Raw genomic sequence first — 15077 nt, 5'->3', positions numbered from 1 at the left:
TCGTGGTCCGCGTCGGCATAACCGGTCATATGGATCTCACACCCGCCAGCGCAGAACTTGTCCGCGCTGCCCTCACCGAAGCTCTCACCCCGCAGGCGCAGAAGGGACTCACGGGAGTCAGTTGCATCGCGGCCGGAGCGGACAGCATCTTCGCCGATGTTGCGCTCAGTCTTGGCGGCGAGTTGGAAGTCATCCTGCCGGCCTCCGACTACCGAGCGCGGAAGGTCAAACCAGACCACGCCGAGCTGTTCGACGCGCTCATTAGTCGCGCCGCGCACGTGCGAGTTATGCCCTTCGAGGAGTCCAACCGTGCAGCCTACGAGGCTGCGAACGAGGCGCTCCTGGGCTCCGTCGACCTCCTCATGGCCGTCTGGGACGGCCGGTCACCGGTCGACCGAGGTGGTACGGCGGCGGTGGTCGAGTCCGCCAGGTCCAGGAGCCTGCGGGTGGAGATCATCTGGCCTTCCGGCGCTGAACGTCTCAGCGACGTCAAACGATGACCGCCGCGCGGTCCGAAGCACACTGGGCGGGAATCCCGCTTCACATCATGGCGACGAAGATCCGCTTGGCTCGATCCGCTGTCGACCAGGGATGACGGAACTGTGTTTCCTCCTTGCTCCACGGACCCGGAATACAGGACGTTGAGAGGGTCCTGCTGGCATTTCAGAGATGAGATGCGCTGGGAAGGCGTCCCAGGATCGGGACGGCCGTGAAGGGTTCGGCGTAGTGGGTGCCACAGCGGGCTCCCCAGAGGCGGGCAAGGTTTTCGGCCATGGGACCGAAGTGATCGGTGATGGGCTGTGTGGTGCTGTGTGCGGCGAGGGCGCGCATCTTCGTCGAGTAGGTCTGGGTGATATCGATGATCGCAGTGGCGGCGAGTGGGCCGTCCAGGGTCAGCGAGTTGTACGTGTCGCAGGTATAGAGCCGCCGCGGGAAGCCGGTGGCGATGACCGCGTCGGGGAGGGCCGCGAGGACGGACGCCGCGAGGCCCCGGTGGTCCGGGTGGACATCGGCGAACGGATGGGTGATGACCACGTCCGGACGTAGCTCCGTCAGCACAGCGCTCAGCGCCTGGGGCGTCACGGGATCGTCGAGGAGCTGGAGGTGCGCGCCGAGGATGTCGGCGCCAGCAGCGGCCTCAGCGAGGCGGGCGGGGTCTGACGGCGGGATCGCGATGGTGACGTGGGCGGACTGGGCGTGAAGCGCGAGGGTGCCGCCGGCCCACAGCTCCGCGTCGTCGGGGTGGGCCATCACCGCGAGCAGCGCGGAGCGTCGAGAAGCTCCGGGCCCGGTCATGGCGCCGTGGGGGCGCCGTCGGCCCACCAGAGCCCGAGTTTGGTGATGATCTCGCCTGGGATCGGGAACGCGGCGGTCGGAGTGCCAGCGGGCTCGTGCGGTACTGGGAGGTCACGGCGCAGGCGGATCATGTCGCGCCAGGCGAGGATCTGCGGCCATGCGGTGTGGATCGCGGCGCCTCGGGTGCCGGTCAGGCGGCCGGAGGCTGGGAGGTCGTCGAGACTGAGGCCGTCGGCGAGGAGCGCGGCGGCGGTCTTCGGCCCGATGCCGCGGATGCCTGGGATGTTGTCGGCGGGGTCACCGGCGAGCGCGCGCAGGTCGGGGAACTGGGCGGGTTCGACGCCATAGCGTGCGCGGACGTCGGCTGGTCCGAGGAGGCGGTTGCCGGGGTGGCGGGCGGTGTTGAGGACGCGGACCGCCTGGCCGAGCCCGTCCGGCCCGGTGAGGAGCTGGAAGTAGTCCTGGTCGGTCGAGAGGATCAGCACCTCGCGGGCGGGTCGGGCCGCGTGGGCGAGGGTGGCGATGGCGTCGTCCGCCTCGGCGTCCTCGCATTCGAGCCAGGCGACGGCGAGCAGGTCGAGGCCGGTCTTAATGTCGGCCAGCGCTTCGAGCGGCCGGCGGGCCTCCTCGTTAGTAGGCCGGTTGGCTTTGTAGGCAGGATCTGCGGCCTGGCGGCCGGCGGCGCCGTGCTCACCGTCGAAGACGACAAGGACCTCAGGCCAGCCGGCGAGCTCGGCGGTGATCGCCTTGCGTAGCAGCGCGAAGAACATGAACTGGGTCGTGATGTCACGCCGAGCCGGATCCCGGGAGTAGATCTGCGCGGGCGTGGCGAAGCAGGCGCGGTAAAGCAGGTTGTGCCCGTCAACGAGCAGGAGAGGTACCAGGGACATCGTTCACCACACCGCTTTCAGGAATGCGTCAGCGACAGTGGTGGGCCGATAGTCCCGTGACCGGTAGTACGCAGCACCACACGTTGCGCTGTAGCGTAGCGGATCAGTGAGTAGCGTCTTCACGGCCTCCCAAAGCCCGGCGGGGCCGCGGTCGGGTGGGACGAGGATGCCGGCGTCGCCGATGAGGTCGGGCAGGTTCCCGACGGAGTAGGCGATGACGGGTGTGCCGGCGGACAGGGACTCGGCGGCGACGAGGCCGAAGGTCTCGCGCAGCGACGGCACGATGGTCACTGCGGCGCGGGCCAGCCAGGCGGGCACCTGCGCCCAGCGCAGCGGTGGATGCAACGTCGCGCCGGCTGCGGTGGCGGCGGTCTGGCAGGCGGCGAGCAGCGTCGTCTGGCCGCCGGGGTGTTCCTCGAAGCCGGCCCTGGCGAGCGTGACCTCGACGGGGCGGGTTCGTGGGCCTGAGGGTCGGGCGGCGAGGAGTTCGAGGACGCCCTTCTCGCGTCCGAGTCGGGCCGCGACTCGGACGGGCCCGCGTCGGCGGAGCTGTTCGCGCTCAGCGGCATCGGGTCGGGGGACGTCGTCGGGATCGATGAGCAGCGGGTTGGGGACGACGCGCCAGCTGTCCGTCCGATAGCCCTGGGCGTTCGCCTCGTGCAGGACGGTGGCCGACGGGGAGATCACGGTGTCGGCGGAGTCGAGGGCGGGGCGGAGGTCCTGGGGGTCGCCGACGACGTGGACGGCCAGGACGGCCCGGACGGGGAGGTCGGCGGCGATCCGGCCGAGGCCCCAGAGCGCGTCCGCGTAGACGATGACGTCGGCGCGGGTCCGTGCCGCGAGTGCGCCGAGCTGAGCGGCAAGCGCGGGGCGGTTGTTCTCGATGCAGGCGCGTAGCGCGTCGTCGTCGCAGGGGAACGACACCGGTAGCTGCAGCGGCACCACGTCGGGGTCGTCGGGAGGGTGCGGCGCTGCGGTGGCGATGAGGGACCGGTGGCCGGTGGCGTTCAACCCGGTCGTCAGGCCGGCGATGGCGCGTTCGATCCCGGCGGGTGCGTCGCGCCGGTAGGACGCGAGGACGAACAGGACAGTGCCGCTGGTCGGGCGTGGGCCGCCAGGGGTCATCGCCGGTACGCCTGCGTGGGGAGTGGCAGGTCTGTCATCGTGTCGGCGGGCGGTTGGGTCTCCCAGGGGAAGACGACCCAGTCCCGGAGGTCGGCCCAGACCCACAGGTCGGGTGGGGCCGTGGATCCGGCGTTCAGGCAGAGCGTGGCGGTGACCAGCTGGGTACCGGTCGGTGCGCGCTCGGCGAGCGCGGCGACAACGGTCCGCAGGGTGGCTCCGGAGCCGCAGATGTCGTCAACGACGAGGACCCGGCCTGCTGGCGCGAGGTCGCCTGGGTCGCACCAGACCTGGCCGGTGGCGGGGCTGTAGTGGGCGTCGGTCGGGTTGTGGCGGGCACGCACCATCGTGGGTCTGACGCCGAGCTGGGTCGCGATCTGGGTGGCGGGGACGGTGCCGCCGTCGGCGATCCCGACGACCTGGGTGAAAGCGCCGAAGTTCTCGGTGGCCGCGGTGGCGAGCAGCTGGACGGCCCGATCGAGAGCGGGAGCCGTCAACCGCCACAGGCGGCTGTGCTCGAACACGCGGGCGGTCACGCGGAGCCGTCCGGTGCCGTCAACGCCAAGCCGGTCGGACCGTGCAGGCGGTCGGTCGGGCCGATGCCGGCGGCGTCGGGCTGGTTGCGCCAGACCTGGCCGTCGGCGCGAACGACCGTGAAGTTGCCGGCGGCGGCGCGGGTCCGCAACCGGACGGCCAGACCGGCGGGGACGGCGAGGCTGTCCACAAGAGCGCGGGCGACGGCGTCACCGACGAGCTCGGCCGTCAGCGCGGCGCCCTCGCCGAGCGGCAGCATCTGCAGGAACGTGACCCCCTGCGCGCCGAGACGGGCGGCCAGATCGACAAGGCACTGCAGGTCGCGGCGGGTGAGGCTGGCGCGGATCACCGTCTGGATCTGGACCGGGAGGCCGGCAGCGCGGGCGGCGACGATGCCGCCGAGGGCCCGGTCGAAGCTTCGCCGACCGCGCATGGCGTCGTGGCGGTCGGGGTCCGGCCCGTCGAGGCTGACGCGGACCGCGTCGACGTGCCTGGCCAGGGCTGCGGCGCGGCGCGCCAGCTGCCAGCCGTTCGTGGTGACACTGACCGCCAGGCCGCCGGCGACGAGGAGATCGGCGAGGTCGGGCAGGTCGGTGAGGAGCAGCGGTTCGCCACCGGAGATGTCCACGCCAAGGACGCCGGAGCTGGCGATGGCCTGGCCGGTGCGGGCACGGTCCGCCGCTGGCAGCTCGGGGAGCTGTTTGTCGTCCAGGCAGTGGGGACAGGCCAGGTTGCAACGCACCAGCGGCGACCAGCACAGCGAGACCGGCCAGCCCGAGTTCAGCGAGGCTGGGTCGATCTGCGGCCAGCCGGCGAGCTCGCGGTCGTCGTAAGTCCGGCGGCCTGCCGGGAGCGGCCGGTCGGCGAGTCGGGTCTGACCGGTGAGCGGGTCGTAGACGATGGTCTGCCCGCCGATCTCGGCGGCGGCGACCGTGCGGTTCACGACAGCACCTCGCAATCCGCCAGCAGCTCGCGGGTGGCGCGCAGGAACTCCGCGGATTGGCCGCCCGGTGGCGGTTGAGCGAGTAGACGGCGGTAGAGCGCGAGGGTGTCAGGCCAGGTGGCGAGCTTCGCCGCCCACGCTGCGGGGGCGTCTGGCGGGTCGAGGTGGTAACCGACGAGCTGGCGCAACGGGGCGACCCGCAGCCCTGCGGCGATCAGTACCGCGCCCAGGTAGGTGTCCTCGCAGCCCCAGCCCGTCCTGCCGAACGCGGCGTGCAAACCACCGACGTCCAGGAGCGCGGCGCGTGGCGCGGCCATGACGGCGGTGACGACCATGCGAGGTAGATCCCAGTCGTAGTACCACCGGCCCTCGCCCAAAGCGCGCAGGTCGTCGGTGGCATCCAGCGGCCGGCCATCGAGCGGAGCGGTCAGCGTGATGCCGGAGTAGGGCAGGACCGTCTCGACGGGCGGGGTCCACCGCACCCGCAGGTCCGCGGCCAGGCTTGCGGCCTGTACCGGGACCACCGCGTGCCCATCGCCGTCGGCGGTGAAGGGCACGTTGTGGCGAAACCCGACCAGCACGAGGTCCGCGGTCGCACGGGCAGCGACGTCCGCGAGGGCATGCGGCGGAAGCACCATGTCGGCGTCCAGGAAGAGGACGGTGTCCGCCTGCGCGAGCGCGGTGCCGGCGTTGCGGGCGGCGGCGCTGCCCTGCCGCGACGGCAGCCGCACGACCGTGGGCCCGAGCGGATGGCCAACGGCGACGCGGAACGTCGCGTCGGTGGAGGCGTCATCAACGACGATGACCTCGAACGGCCCCCGGGTGTCCTGCGCGCGCAGCGCGTCGAGGACCTGGCCCAGGCAGTAGGCGACGTTGCGCGCCGGGATGACGACCGAGACCGCGCCGCCGCTGGTCTCGGCGGGTGTCGGCGCGTGCCAGTCGAGTTCGTGGCGCTGTTCGAATCGGCGCAGCGCGTCGGTGTACTCGTTGTCCCGCCGGGCAAGGGTGTCCCGGACGGAGAGGGTGCTGGTCAGCGGCATGGCTGGCTCCAGGTCGTGAGGATCTGTTCGGCTCGCGGCCAGCCGCCGACCGGGTCCTCGACCCAGTGCAGGAGACCGGGCGCGAGCAGGCCGGGCAGGTCGGCAAGGGCCAGAAGATAGAGCGGTTCGGCGACGATCAGGACCTCCCTGGGAGGACCGCCAGCAGCCAGTTCACGGCCGGCCGCGTGAGCGACCTGGGGACGTAGCTCGAGCGCACGCGCGGCATCGAGGCGCCGGTCGTAGGGCAGCAGCGGGGTGCCACCGTGGATCAGGCCGTGTTCGGCGGAGAGGATCCAGACGCGGCGCCGCAGGTCGGGCTGGTCGGCGAGGACCGATCGCAGCTCGGGGATCCGGCCGCCCTGGTAGAGGTCGAGAGCCGGAATCGGGACGGTGGTCGACGTCTTGCGCCGTGAGCAGCCGATGATCACTGCGGGTGCGGTCTGGCCGGGGGTCGTCATGGTTCTCGGACCAGGCGGAACCCGATGCCGGGTGAACGCAGCTCGGCCGGGGCGGCGTTGAGGAAGGTGCACTGCGCGTAGAGAGGTGGCGAGGCATACGAGCCACCGCGGATGACCGCGCCGCCGCCGAGCACCGTGGTGGCGGTCCACTCCCAGACGTTGCCCGCCACATCCAGCAACCCCTCGGGCGTCGCGCCCAGCGGGCAACTCCCGGCCGTCTGGGGCTGCTCGTGTCCGGCCGGCACCAGGACGGCCTTCCCCGGAGCCCACTCATGGTCGCCCCACGGATAGCGGCGTCGGCCTGGGCCGGCGGCCATCCACTCCCACTCGACCGACCGCGGAAGCCGGCCCCCAAGCTGGCGTGCCAGGTTGGAGGCGCCGTCCCAGTCGACCATGGTGACCGGGATGTCCGTTCCGGGACCGCTCCCCAGATCGGTGTAGGTGACAGGGGTCGCGGTCCACCACAGCGCGGGCACGGCAATCGGACGCAGCCGGTCGCCGAACAGGCAGGTGCCCGCTTCCACGAATCTCCAGGTGAGGGACACAGGGCTCTCCTTTCGGTCACCCGGCGATGAGGAACAGGTCCTCGACATTCGCGGCCGTCCGGACCCTGCTCTTGGTCAGGTGCGGGCGTAGGCCTTCCGCGGCGAGCGCCTCGGTCACGGCCCCGAACGCACGGACGGCGGCGTCCTGCGTGGCGGTGAAGACGCAGTAGTTGTCCGCGAACCGGACCACCGGCAGATGCGCGAGGCGGGCGTCGACCCGGGAAAGCCGCAGGTTGATCAGGAGCGGGGCGAGGCCGCTGCCCGGGATCATCGGATCGGAAAGGCCGCCAAGGATCGTCCGGAGCCGGTCGAGGAAAGTGCCGTCGTGGACATGGGCTGCTACCCAGTCGACCACCTGGTCCACCGTGGCGCCCTCGGACGCTCGGGCCACGTCGAGGTCCGCGACGAACCCCAGGCCCTTGGCGAGATGGTTGCTCGCGGTCCGCAGCGCGGTGATCCGATTGCGCCCAGGCCGGTAGCCCGACACCCAGGGAGCGAGGACGGTCGCTTCCAACACGGGCTCGACAGCGCCGCGCAGCGCGCGGTGTACGACGCGGTCCTCGGCGGTCGGTATCGCGACCGTGAAGGTCTTGCCGGTGTAGGCCGTGACCGAGGTGAGGCGCAGCGGGCCCGGTTGCCACGTCCCGTCGAACAGCCGGCGACTCAACGCGTGCAGCCGCTCGGGTAGGCCCTGGCGGTACTGAGCCCAGGTGACCCTGTCAGCCCCGGGCGCCGAACGGCGACGCATACACGCCCGCGCCGCCCGGTGAAGATACTTCTCGTCGGCGAACAGCGGCATCAGGGAATGTGTCGCCGGCAGCCGCGCACTTTCTGCTATTGTCGGTACTGCCTGAGCGGCAGGAACGCTCCCGCCGCCCCCAATAACGGGTTCGCTCTCCCACACGCGCGGCCCGGGGCGACGGGAAAGACGTCCCCGCTCAGGTCCTTCACCAGACTTTTCAACGGCCACGTTCGTCTCCCCACAGGACAATGTGCAGCCTGCTGGACAAATGCCAGCCCCTGGCAAGCACAGGCCCGGCGAGCGCACGCAGCCCGCCGCCGATCTGCTCCTCGGAGGTGCCCTCCGGCATGACCCAGACGGGCGCCAAGCTGTAGTCCTCGACAAGCTGCCCCACCTCGTCGAGGTCCCTCGGATCGCAGGCAACGAACTTGAACACCGCCCGCCCGCTCGCCGCGAACGCGCGCAGCGCGTCGGGTCGGATGCGTCGGCGCTCCGGAAGACCGCTGTTGGCGAGCTTCGGGGACACCACGAACCGCGCCACCGCGGCGAGCAGATCGCCGCCTGGGGCGATGATTCCGCTGGTCTCGACCTCGACCCGACGGCCATCGCCCGTCAGCGACCGGGCCAGCTCGATCAACGCGCTCTGCTGGGCCAAAGGCTCGCCGCCCGTCAACACCACCAACTCGCAAGCGTGGCCCCGCACCCAGCCGAGCAGCTCGGCGACCTCGACCTGCCGGCTCTGCGCGGCCAGGTCAAACCGAGACCGATCCCAGGTATACGGCGTGTCGCACCACTGGCAGGCAAGCGGGCAACCGGACAGCCGGACGAACAGAGCGCGCTGCCCGCTCGCAGGCCCCTCGCCCTGAAACGTCGGACCGAACGTCTCGGCCACCCGCAGCACCGTGGCGCTCACGTCGAGGTCTGCCGGTACTCGGCCCAGCTCGACGGCGTCTCCGACACCCGGACCGCGACAATCTGCCCGCAGGCAAGGGTCGGCGCGAGATGCTGCGTGCACCAGCCGAACAGATGCGCCGCCAATGCCTCCGACGTCGGCTCGACAGCGAGTACGTCGTTAAGAAGCCGATGGTCGAACTGCTCATCGAGGTACCGGCCTAACGGCGCCAGATCGGCGAAGTCAGTCACGAACCCCGGGTCGACCAGGCCGTCGGCCTGTAGGTGCAGTTCGACGGTGTAGGTGTGACCGTGCAGCCGGCCGCATTTGTGACCGGCGGGCAGGCCGTGCAGCACATGCGCCGCGTCGAAGGTGAACCGCTTCCCGATAGAGAACATCGCTCACCGCTCGACGTAGTCAGTCGGGTCGGTGACCCCCGCGAGCACGAACGCTTCCCGCCGCTCGGTACAGGTCCCGCAGGTGCCGCAGTGCGCGACCTCGCCCCGATAGCACGACCAGGTGTCACCAAACGGAACACCCAACTGCGCACCACGCCGGACGATCTCTGCCTTCGTCCAGGTCAGGAACGGCGCGAGCACCTGGAACCCGTCAGCCACGAACCCCTCGTTCGCGACCCGCGCCGAATACTCGAAGGCCTGGACGAACTCCTCCCGACAGTCCGGGTAGATAGCGTGGTCACCGCTGTGCGCGCCGAAGGCCACCGCGCCCGCGCCATGCGCAACCGCCAGCGCGACCGCGATGTCGAGCAGCAGCGCGTTGCGGTTCGGCACGACAGTGATCCGCATCGTGGCGTCGGTGTAGTGGCCGTCCGGGACGCTGACCGCAGCGTCCGTCAGCGCGCTACCGGCCAGCAGCCGCCCCACCGCGCGCAGGTCGATCACGTCATGCGGCACATCAAGCCGTCCAGCCAGCGCCACTGCGAAGTCCAACTCGCGACGATGCCGTTGGCCGTAGTCGACCGAGACCAGCCGCAGCCCATAACCGCCGTCTGCCAGGTGATAGGCGAGCGTCGTACTGTCCAGGCCGCCTGAAGCGACCACCACCGCGCTCGACCCCGATGGAACAGAAGAATTGATCATCTCCGTGCCTCTCATCTACGAGTGCCACCAACAGGCATGAGGCGGAGCAAAATCGAGCGCGCTGCGAGACCTCCGCGTCCACTCACGCCCAACGACGAGGATTGCGGTCAGTGATGGACTTGTCGCTGTTGCCCGTTGCCGCCACAGTGTTGCGGCAACGGTCAGCGCAGATGAGGCGACGACCAGGTCGCGTATGTCCCGTCTAGGCAGTGCGACCGGCGGTACGTTGGAGCCGCTTCAGTGCGGTCCGTATGGCGGGAGACCATGACGTGATCAGAGGCAACGACCTGCGAACCGCACGCCTGGGTTGCGGAATCAGCCTCGGACAACTCGCCCGCATGATCGACCGCGACAAAGGCCATCTCAGCCGGGTCGAGACCGGAAGTCGTGAGGCAACACCCGCGCTCATCCGCGACTACGAGCAGGCACTCGGCGTCCGCGTCGCGGCTCCCATCGATCGGCGAGCTGATGCCGCACCTACTGATGGCGACGGGACGTCTGACGTCACACAGACGACGGGCGCTCCTGACCGCACTGCGGGCGTCGAGGCGAGCCCTGGGACCCACCTGTCCGGGGCGGGAGGTGTTACAGCTCTTTCCGAGTGGGATGAACTATCGATGATCCACCGTCGAGACTTTCTCGCTGGCGCCGCTGGACTCAGTGCGCTGGCGCATCTGGAGTCATACCTGGTCACCCTGCAGCGAGAACCAGCTGCCCAGGTCGCTGTGCTGCGCGCCGCCTTGTCCGCGCAGCGGCTGCGCGACGGCACCCTGCCCCCGACGGAACTCGCCGACATCGTGGCAGGTCACCTACGGCTGCTACGAGACGTGGCCGTCGCCGCCGGAGACGAGGAGACCGTCGCATCGGCGCACGAGGCAGCGAGCGAGGGCTTCGGATTCCTGGCCTGGCTCGCGTGGGATACGTGGGAGATCGGCTCAGCGCAACGCCACTACCGCACGGCGGTTCGGTTCGCCCGTGCGTCAGGCCACCCGACACTGCCCGCCTACATGCTAGGGAGCGCCGCTGCATTTGCCGCCCAGACAGGCGACCTGCACCGAGCGGTCCTCCTTGTAGGGAGGTCACAACAGGCACTCCCCGTCCGCCGGCACCCGGTGGCCGATGCCTGGATGGACGCCGTGTCTGCCTCCGTCTATGCCGCTGCCGGCGACGAGCACGAGACGTGGCGCAGTCTGGACGCAGCGGAGACCGCTGTCGGGCGAATTCCCCACGGCGAGGCGCCGCCCTGGCCGTGGATCATGCGTTTCGACAAGGCCAAACTCGCCGGCTACCGGCTCACCGCGGCCGTCGACCTGCGCCGCCCTCAGGTCGCCCTCGATGCCGCCCGCGACCTCACGGCCGGCACAAACCCGAACCGCAACGCACAGCACGGGCTGACCCTCCTGCGCGAAGCAGACGCGCACGCGCAGGCCGGCGACTACGACCAGTGCGCTGCACTCGCGACCCACGCGCTGGTCACCGCCGCACCGACAAGCTCCCAGCGAGTCATACGCGCGGCCTGGCACACCCGGCACGCCATCCCCGGCCAGACAACGTCAGAAGAGATCCGCCGGTTCGACGCGGCACTGCACGGCACCGACCCCGCCGATATCTGAAGGACCACACATGCCCACGATCGGGATCACAGGTCACCGAGGACTGCCCGCCGACATCGAGGACTACGCCCGCAGCGAGATCCTCAAAATCCTCAGCCGATACGAAGGCCCCGACCTCGTCGGAATCAGCTGCATCGCCGACGGCCCCGACAGCATCTTCGCGCAGGAAGTTCTAAACCACGGCGGGCAGCTGACAGTCGTTGTCCCGGCGACACGCTACCGCGAGGGCCTTCCGGAGACACATCACGCGCTGTACGACGAGCTACTCGGCGAAGCCACCAGCATCGTAGCTCTTCCACACGAAGCATCCGAGTCGACCGCGCATCAAGACGCCAGCGAAAGGCTCGTAGACAAGGCCGACCTGCTCATTGCTGTATGGGACGGCCAGCCCAGCCGCGGCTTCGGTGGCACCGCGGACGTCGTTGCATACGCCTACAACACTGGAAAGACCGTCGACATCGTGTGGCCAGCAGGAGCGCAACGGCCATAGACGTGACGGTGGGAAGCCTGACGGCAATCTATCTATCCCGTTTGGGCGACCTGAGCGTGTGTCGGGATGATGGCGAGGGTGTCGGAGCGTCCTTGAGGCCGGGTTTGGTCGGCGCGCGGATCGTCGTGCGACGCCAAGCGGTTGATCACTGCGACCCGCCGCACGGCACCGCGTCCCCGGCCACTCGTCTCGCGGCTGGGTCGGACCGCCTCGCAACGCGCGCGTCCTCGCGTCCGACAGCGGTGGCACGATGCGGCTGTCGGCAGCGATGACCTGTGGGCTCAATGCAACACCGCCGACTTGCCGGATTGCACGTGACCAAGCCCGACTACGTTCGTCTGAACGTCTGATTGTGCGCGCTGCGCCAGCTCTGCCATCCTGGGATGCAGTACGGGGGTGGGCGCAGACGCGGCGTCGCCGGCCAGTTTTCCGGTCGTCGCGGCGGATCTCACGCTGCCGGATCGTGCCGTGGCTGAGGGCCTAACCTCCGGCGAGATCGCGGAGCTGGCGGGCCTGTTCTACGGGGAGCGGGTGGCGCGCCAGTTGCTGGAGGCCGCTGGTTTGACGCGGGCGGATCAGCCGGCCTGGGGGCCGACCGCCCGGACGTTCTGGACTGAGGTCAGCATGCTGCTGGCGGCCGGAGTGCTGGCGGACGGCTGCCGCCGAGTTATCACGGAGGCCCACAGGCGATTCCCTGCGAACCAGGTCCTCGGCCGTGCCGACAGGTTCGCGACGCGAGCCGAGGCTCCACGTCCCAGGGCCGACATGTGGTCATCCCGGGCCGCCGACCAGGGTGTGTCAACGGTTTCTGAAATTTGACCCCCTGGGGGTCCGTGAAATTTGACCCCGGGTCGAATTCAAGATCAGGTAGTGCGGTGGTGCGGGCAGGTCGTGGTGGTCTTGCCGGCGTGGTTCGCGCGGGTGATCAGGCCGGCGAGGACGGCGATGGTGGTGGCTTCCCAGGTGCGGGCGAGCCAGGCGACGATCCGGGCGTCGAACGCGCCGAGGGTGACGCCGGTGGCCGTGAGGACGGCCAGGAGGTGGTCGTGGCGCAGCGCCGGGGCCTGGAGGGGGTCGAAGTCGGTGTGGACGGCTCGGGCGAGCGGGCTGTGGCGGGCTTGGGCTTCGGTGGTGAACGGGCCGTCGGGCGGGGCCTGCCCGGTGGTGGTCACGGGCGGTCCTGGTCGGGGCGGCCCTTGGTGAGGAGTTCGCGGCGTTGGCGGGTGCGGTAGGAGTCGCCGGTGAGGGTGAGGACCTCGGCGTGGTGGACGAGCCGGTCGATCATCGCGGCGGCGACGATGTCGTCGGAGAACGTCTCGCCCCAGCGGCCGAAGGGGAGGTTCGAGGTGACCAGGACGGAGCCCTGTTCGTAGCGGGAGGCGATGAGTTGGAAGAACAGGTTCGCGGCGTCCTGGCCGAAGGGGATGTAGCCGACCTCGTCGATGATGATGAGCTTGTAGCGGCGGATCTTCGTGAGTTCGGCGTCGAGGCGGCCGGCGTGGTGGGCGTCGGACAGCCGGGTGATCCAGTTCGAGGCGGTGTCGAACAGGACGGAGTAGCCAGCCTGGGTGGCCTTGACGCCGAGGCCGATCGCGAGGTGGGTCTTGCCGATCCCGGGCGGGCCGAGTAGGACGACGTTCTCGGCCTTCGCGACGTAGGTCGAGGTCGCGAGGTGCGCGAGGAGGTCGCGGCGCAGGGACGGCAGGTGGTCGAGGTTGAAGTCCTCCAGCGTTTTGACGGTCGGGAAGTGGGCGGTGCGGATCCGCATGACGGTGCCCTTGGACTCGCGGTCGGCGACCTGGCGCTGGAGCAGCGCGGCGAGGTAGTCCTCATGCGACCAGTTCTCGGCGCGGGCTTGGTCGGCGAGCTGTTCCCAGAACGCGCCGATCGTCGGGGTCTTCAGGACCCGGGACAGGTAGGCGATCATCGCGGGGAGGCCGTCGCGGGGCGGGGCGGTGCTGGTCATGGCTGGTTCTCCGTTCCGGTGGGGTTGAAGTCGACGCCGAACAGGGCGTCGTAGTCGGGCAGGGCGCGCAGCGCGACCGGGTGCCCGTCGGCGTGCCGGCGGCTCTGGCGGGCCTGGCGGTCGGCGGCCAGGGCCTGGCGCATCGCCTTCGCGGCCGCCGCGTGGGCGGGGTCGGTGACGACTGCGTGCGGCGCCCAGCTGCGCGGGTGGCGGGCCGCCTCCTGGCCGTCGCAGGTCACGGTGACGGTGTCGAGCGACGCGATGACGTCGACGAACCGGCCGATCCTCCGCGGGTCGACGGAGTAGTCGGACGCGTCGACGCGGACGTAGTAGTCCCGGCCGAGCCGGACCCGGCTGGCCAGGCCGACCGCCGGGGCGACCGGCGGCAGCGGCAGCATCGCGGCCTGGTCGGTTTCGAGCAGGTCGACCGGGCGGGCGCCGAGCGACCGGACGGTGCGGGTGTTCGCCGAGGCCAGCCAGTCCGTCAGCTGGCCGTTGAAGTCGGCCGGCGACGCGAACCCCCGCCCGGGGAGGAACGACGTCTCCAGATAGCCGTTCGCCCGCTCGACGACGCCCTTGAACTCCGGGTCCCGCGGCGGCGCGAGCCGGATCCGCGTCGCCAGCGTGCCCGCGAACGCCGCCGCCGGCGCGGTCGGACGGCCACCCCCGCCGATCGCGGCCTCCCGGTCCCAGACCAGCGTCTTCGTGACCCGCCCGATCCCGGAGATCAGCAGCCACATCCCCGCGAGGATGTCCCCGGCCTGCCGCGACGGGATCATCGTCGCCGCCAGGAACCGGGAGAACCCCAGCGCCATCACCAGCACCGGCGCCACCCGCTCCCGGCCGGGGGCGACCGGCACCGGCACCGGCGGGAACCACAGGTCACACTGCGCGACCTGCCCCGGCTCGTAGACGACCCGGTCCACCGGGTCGATCCCGACATACTCCGGCCGGATCACCGCCAGACGCCGCTTCAACGGCGACAACGAGTAAGTCCAGCCGATCCGCGCAGCGACCACCGGCGCCGGCATCCGCGGCCACTCCACCAGCAACGCCCGAATCTGAGGCTCGAACGGATCGACCACCGACCCCCGCGCCGCCCGCTCGTATCTCGGGGGACCGTCCGACGCCAACGCCCTACGGACCGTGTTCCGCGCAACCCCAAGCCGCCGGGCGATCTCCTTGATCGGGACCTGCTCGGCCCGATGCAACCTACGGATCTCCGCCCAGTCCTCCACCTTCAGCACCTCCCTACGCAAGCAGGGGGGTCAACATTCGGAGGTCCCCAGGGGGTCAGTTTTCACGGACCGGCGACAGGGTGCTCCGCAGACACAGACTCCCGGTGTGGTGGGGTCGCAGGGCGTTCGCCGAGACTCCCTCCTCTCACAGGAAGACGTTTTCGACCGCTACGGTACGGAGTCTGATGTCGTCAACGGCCGGTACGCG

At 70.4% G+C, this 15077-nt stretch carries 19 protein-coding genes; 4 read left to right on the top strand and 15 right to left on the bottom strand.

What is annotated here, in order from left to right:
* Nucleotides 1–2: 2 nt before the first annotated feature.
* A complete protein-coding gene (locus tag FRADC12_RS05470) occupies nt 3–500 on the top strand; it encodes a hypothetical protein (protein WP_232303629.1) in 498 nt (165 codons plus the stop codon).
* Nucleotides 501–663: 163 nt separating this feature from the next.
* Here FRADC12_RS05470 and FRADC12_RS05465 read toward each other — a convergent pair whose 3' ends face one another.
* The 12 genes from FRADC12_RS05465 to queC form a co-directional block, all read right to left on the bottom strand.
* Nucleotides 664–1296, bottom strand: coding sequence for a PIG-L deacetylase family protein (locus tag FRADC12_RS05465; RefSeq protein ID WP_045879126.1), 633 nt, complete (start codon nt 1294–1296; stop codon nt 664–666).
* Nucleotides 1293–2186 (bottom strand): 5'-3' exonuclease, encoded by an 894-nt coding sequence (locus tag FRADC12_RS05460; protein ID WP_045875814.1) that lies wholly within the window; start codon nt 2184–2186, stop codon nt 1293–1295. The genes FRADC12_RS05465 and FRADC12_RS05460 overlap by 4 nt, the downstream gene beginning before the upstream one ends.
* A gap of 3 nt (nt 2187–2189) precedes the next feature.
* Entirely contained in the window at nt 2190–3311 is a 1122-nt protein-coding gene (locus FRADC12_RS05455; RefSeq protein WP_045875813.1) for a glycosyltransferase family 4 protein, read from the bottom strand.
* Nucleotides 3308–3844 (bottom strand): phosphoribosyltransferase, encoded by a 537-nt coding sequence (locus tag FRADC12_RS05450; RefSeq protein WP_045875812.1) that lies wholly within the window; start codon nt 3842–3844, stop codon nt 3308–3310. The genes FRADC12_RS05455 and FRADC12_RS05450 overlap by 4 nt, the downstream gene beginning before the upstream one ends.
* Nucleotides 3841–4785, bottom strand: coding sequence for a radical SAM protein (locus FRADC12_RS05445; protein ID WP_045875811.1), 945 nt, complete (start codon nt 4783–4785; stop codon nt 3841–3843). The genes FRADC12_RS05450 and FRADC12_RS05445 overlap by 4 nt, the downstream gene beginning before the upstream one ends.
* The gene (locus FRADC12_RS05440) at nt 4782–5825 is read right to left on the bottom strand and encodes a glycosyltransferase family 2 protein (protein ID WP_052710703.1); all 1044 of its coding nucleotides are present in this window, start codon (nt 5823–5825) and stop codon (nt 4782–4784) included. The genes FRADC12_RS05445 and FRADC12_RS05440 overlap by 4 nt, the downstream gene beginning before the upstream one ends.
* The gene (locus FRADC12_RS05435; protein WP_045875810.1) at nt 5816–6283 is read right to left on the bottom strand and encodes a DUF6884 domain-containing protein; all 468 of its coding nucleotides are present in this window, start codon (nt 6281–6283) and stop codon (nt 5816–5818) included. Before FRADC12_RS05435 ends, FRADC12_RS05440 begins: the two co-directional genes overlap by 10 nt.
* On the bottom strand, nt 6280–6828 hold the full coding sequence (locus tag FRADC12_RS05430) for a formylglycine-generating enzyme family protein (RefSeq protein ID WP_045875809.1): 549 nt from the start codon (nt 6826–6828) through the stop codon (nt 6280–6282). Before FRADC12_RS05430 ends, FRADC12_RS05435 begins: the two co-directional genes overlap by 4 nt.
* 16 nt (nt 6829–6844) lie before the next feature.
* The gene (locus FRADC12_RS05425) at nt 6845–7627 is read right to left on the bottom strand and encodes a reverse transcriptase family protein (RefSeq protein WP_045875808.1); all 783 of its coding nucleotides are present in this window, start codon (nt 7625–7627) and stop codon (nt 6845–6847) included.
* Nucleotides 7628–7787: 160 nt separating this feature from the next.
* Nucleotides 7788–8483, bottom strand: coding sequence for a 7-carboxy-7-deazaguanine synthase QueE (locus FRADC12_RS05420; RefSeq protein WP_045875807.1), 696 nt, complete (start codon nt 8481–8483; stop codon nt 7788–7790).
* A complete protein-coding gene (gene queD / locus FRADC12_RS05415; protein WP_045875806.1) occupies nt 8480–8860 on the bottom strand; it encodes a 6-carboxytetrahydropterin synthase QueD in 381 nt (126 codons plus the stop codon). Before queD ends, FRADC12_RS05420 begins: the two co-directional genes overlap by 4 nt.
* 3 nt (nt 8861–8863) lie before the next feature.
* Complete coding sequence (queC, locus tag FRADC12_RS05410) at nt 8864–9523, bottom strand: 7-cyano-7-deazaguanine synthase QueC (protein WP_198152780.1); 660 nt, start codon at nt 9521–9523, stop codon at nt 8864–8866.
* 290 nt (nt 9524–9813) lie between these two features.
* Here queC and FRADC12_RS28115 point away from each other — a divergent pair, with 290 nt between their 5' ends.
* The 3 genes from FRADC12_RS28115 (at nt 9814) to FRADC12_RS28110 (ending at nt 12484) form a co-directional block, all read left to right on the top strand.
* Nucleotides 9814–11175: a helix-turn-helix domain-containing protein gene (locus tag FRADC12_RS28115; RefSeq protein ID WP_157488707.1), complete on the top strand. Its 1362-nt coding sequence runs from the start codon at nt 9814–9816 to the stop codon at nt 11173–11175.
* A 10-nt stretch (nt 11176–11185) separates the two neighbouring features.
* Entirely contained in the window at nt 11186–11665 is a 480-nt protein-coding gene (locus tag FRADC12_RS05400) for a restriction endonuclease subunit S domain-containing protein (protein WP_198152778.1), read from the top strand.
* Nucleotides 11666–12061: 396 nt separating this feature from the next.
* On the top strand, nt 12062–12484 hold the full coding sequence (locus FRADC12_RS28110) for an effector-associated domain EAD1-containing protein (RefSeq protein ID WP_157488706.1): 423 nt from the start codon (nt 12062–12064) through the stop codon (nt 12482–12484).
* A gap of 44 nt (nt 12485–12528) precedes the next feature.
* Here the strand turns inward: FRADC12_RS28110 and FRADC12_RS05390 are convergent, their stop codons facing one another.
* Genes FRADC12_RS05390 through istA form a run of 3 tightly spaced genes read right to left on the bottom strand, consistent with a single transcriptional unit; the run spans nt 12529 to nt 14878 of the window.
* Nucleotides 12529–12837, bottom strand: a complete 309-nt coding sequence (locus FRADC12_RS05390) for a hypothetical protein (RefSeq protein WP_045875804.1) — start codon at nt 12835–12837, stop codon at nt 12529–12531.
* Nucleotides 12834–13631, bottom strand: a complete 798-nt coding sequence (istB, locus tag FRADC12_RS05385; RefSeq protein WP_045875803.1) for an IS21-like element helper ATPase IstB — start codon at nt 13629–13631, stop codon at nt 12834–12836. The genes FRADC12_RS05390 and istB overlap by 4 nt, the downstream gene beginning before the upstream one ends.
* The gene (gene istA, locus FRADC12_RS05380; RefSeq protein ID WP_157488705.1) at nt 13628–14878 is read right to left on the bottom strand and encodes an IS21 family transposase; all 1251 of its coding nucleotides are present in this window, start codon (nt 14876–14878) and stop codon (nt 13628–13630) included. Before istA ends, istB begins: the two co-directional genes overlap by 4 nt.
* Nucleotides 14879–15077 lie beyond the last annotated feature (199 nt).

The organism is Pseudofrankia sp. DC12, assembly GCF_000966285.1.
Lineage (GTDB): Bacteria > Actinomycetota > Actinomycetes > Frankiales > Frankiaceae > Pseudofrankia.
Note: the sequence above shows the minus strand (reverse complement) of the source record. Positions and strands in the feature narration are given on the sequence as shown.

Bases quoted from the DNA above. Each gene is read 5' to 3' on its own strand.
- FRADC12_RS05465 (WP_045879126.1), bottom strand. From the start codon at position 1,296: ATGACCGGGCCCGGAGCTTCTCGACGCTCCGCGCTGCTCGCGGTGATG.
- FRADC12_RS05460 (WP_045875814.1), bottom strand. From the start codon at position 2,186: ATGTCCCTGGTACCTCTCCTGCTCGTTGACGGGCACAACCTGCTTTAC.
- FRADC12_RS05455 (WP_045875813.1), bottom strand. From the start codon at position 3,311: ATGACCCCTGGCGGCCCACGCCCGACCAGCGGCACTGTCCTGTTCGTC.
- FRADC12_RS05440 (WP_052710703.1), bottom strand. From the start codon at position 5,825: ATGCCGCTGACCAGCACCCTCTCCGTCCGGGACACCCTTGCCCGGCGG.
- FRADC12_RS05435 (WP_045875810.1), bottom strand. From the start codon at position 6,283: ATGACGACCCCCGGCCAGACCGCACCCGCAGTGATCATCGGCTGCTCA.
- FRADC12_RS05425 (WP_045875808.1), bottom strand. From the start codon at position 7,627: ATGCCGCTGTTCGCCGACGAGAAGTATCTTCACCGGGCGGCGCGGGCG.
- queD (WP_045875806.1), bottom strand. From the start codon at position 8,860: ATGTTCTCTATCGGGAAGCGGTTCACCTTCGACGCGGCGCATGTGCTG.
- FRADC12_RS28115 (WP_157488707.1), top strand. From the start codon at position 9,814: ATGGCGGGAGACCATGACGTGATCAGAGGCAACGACCTGCGAACCGCA.
- FRADC12_RS05400 (WP_198152778.1), top strand. From the start codon at position 11,186: ATGCCCACGATCGGGATCACAGGTCACCGAGGACTGCCCGCCGACATC.
- istB (WP_045875803.1), bottom strand. From the start codon at position 13,631: ATGACCAGCACCGCCCCGCCCCGCGACGGCCTCCCCGCGATGATCGCC.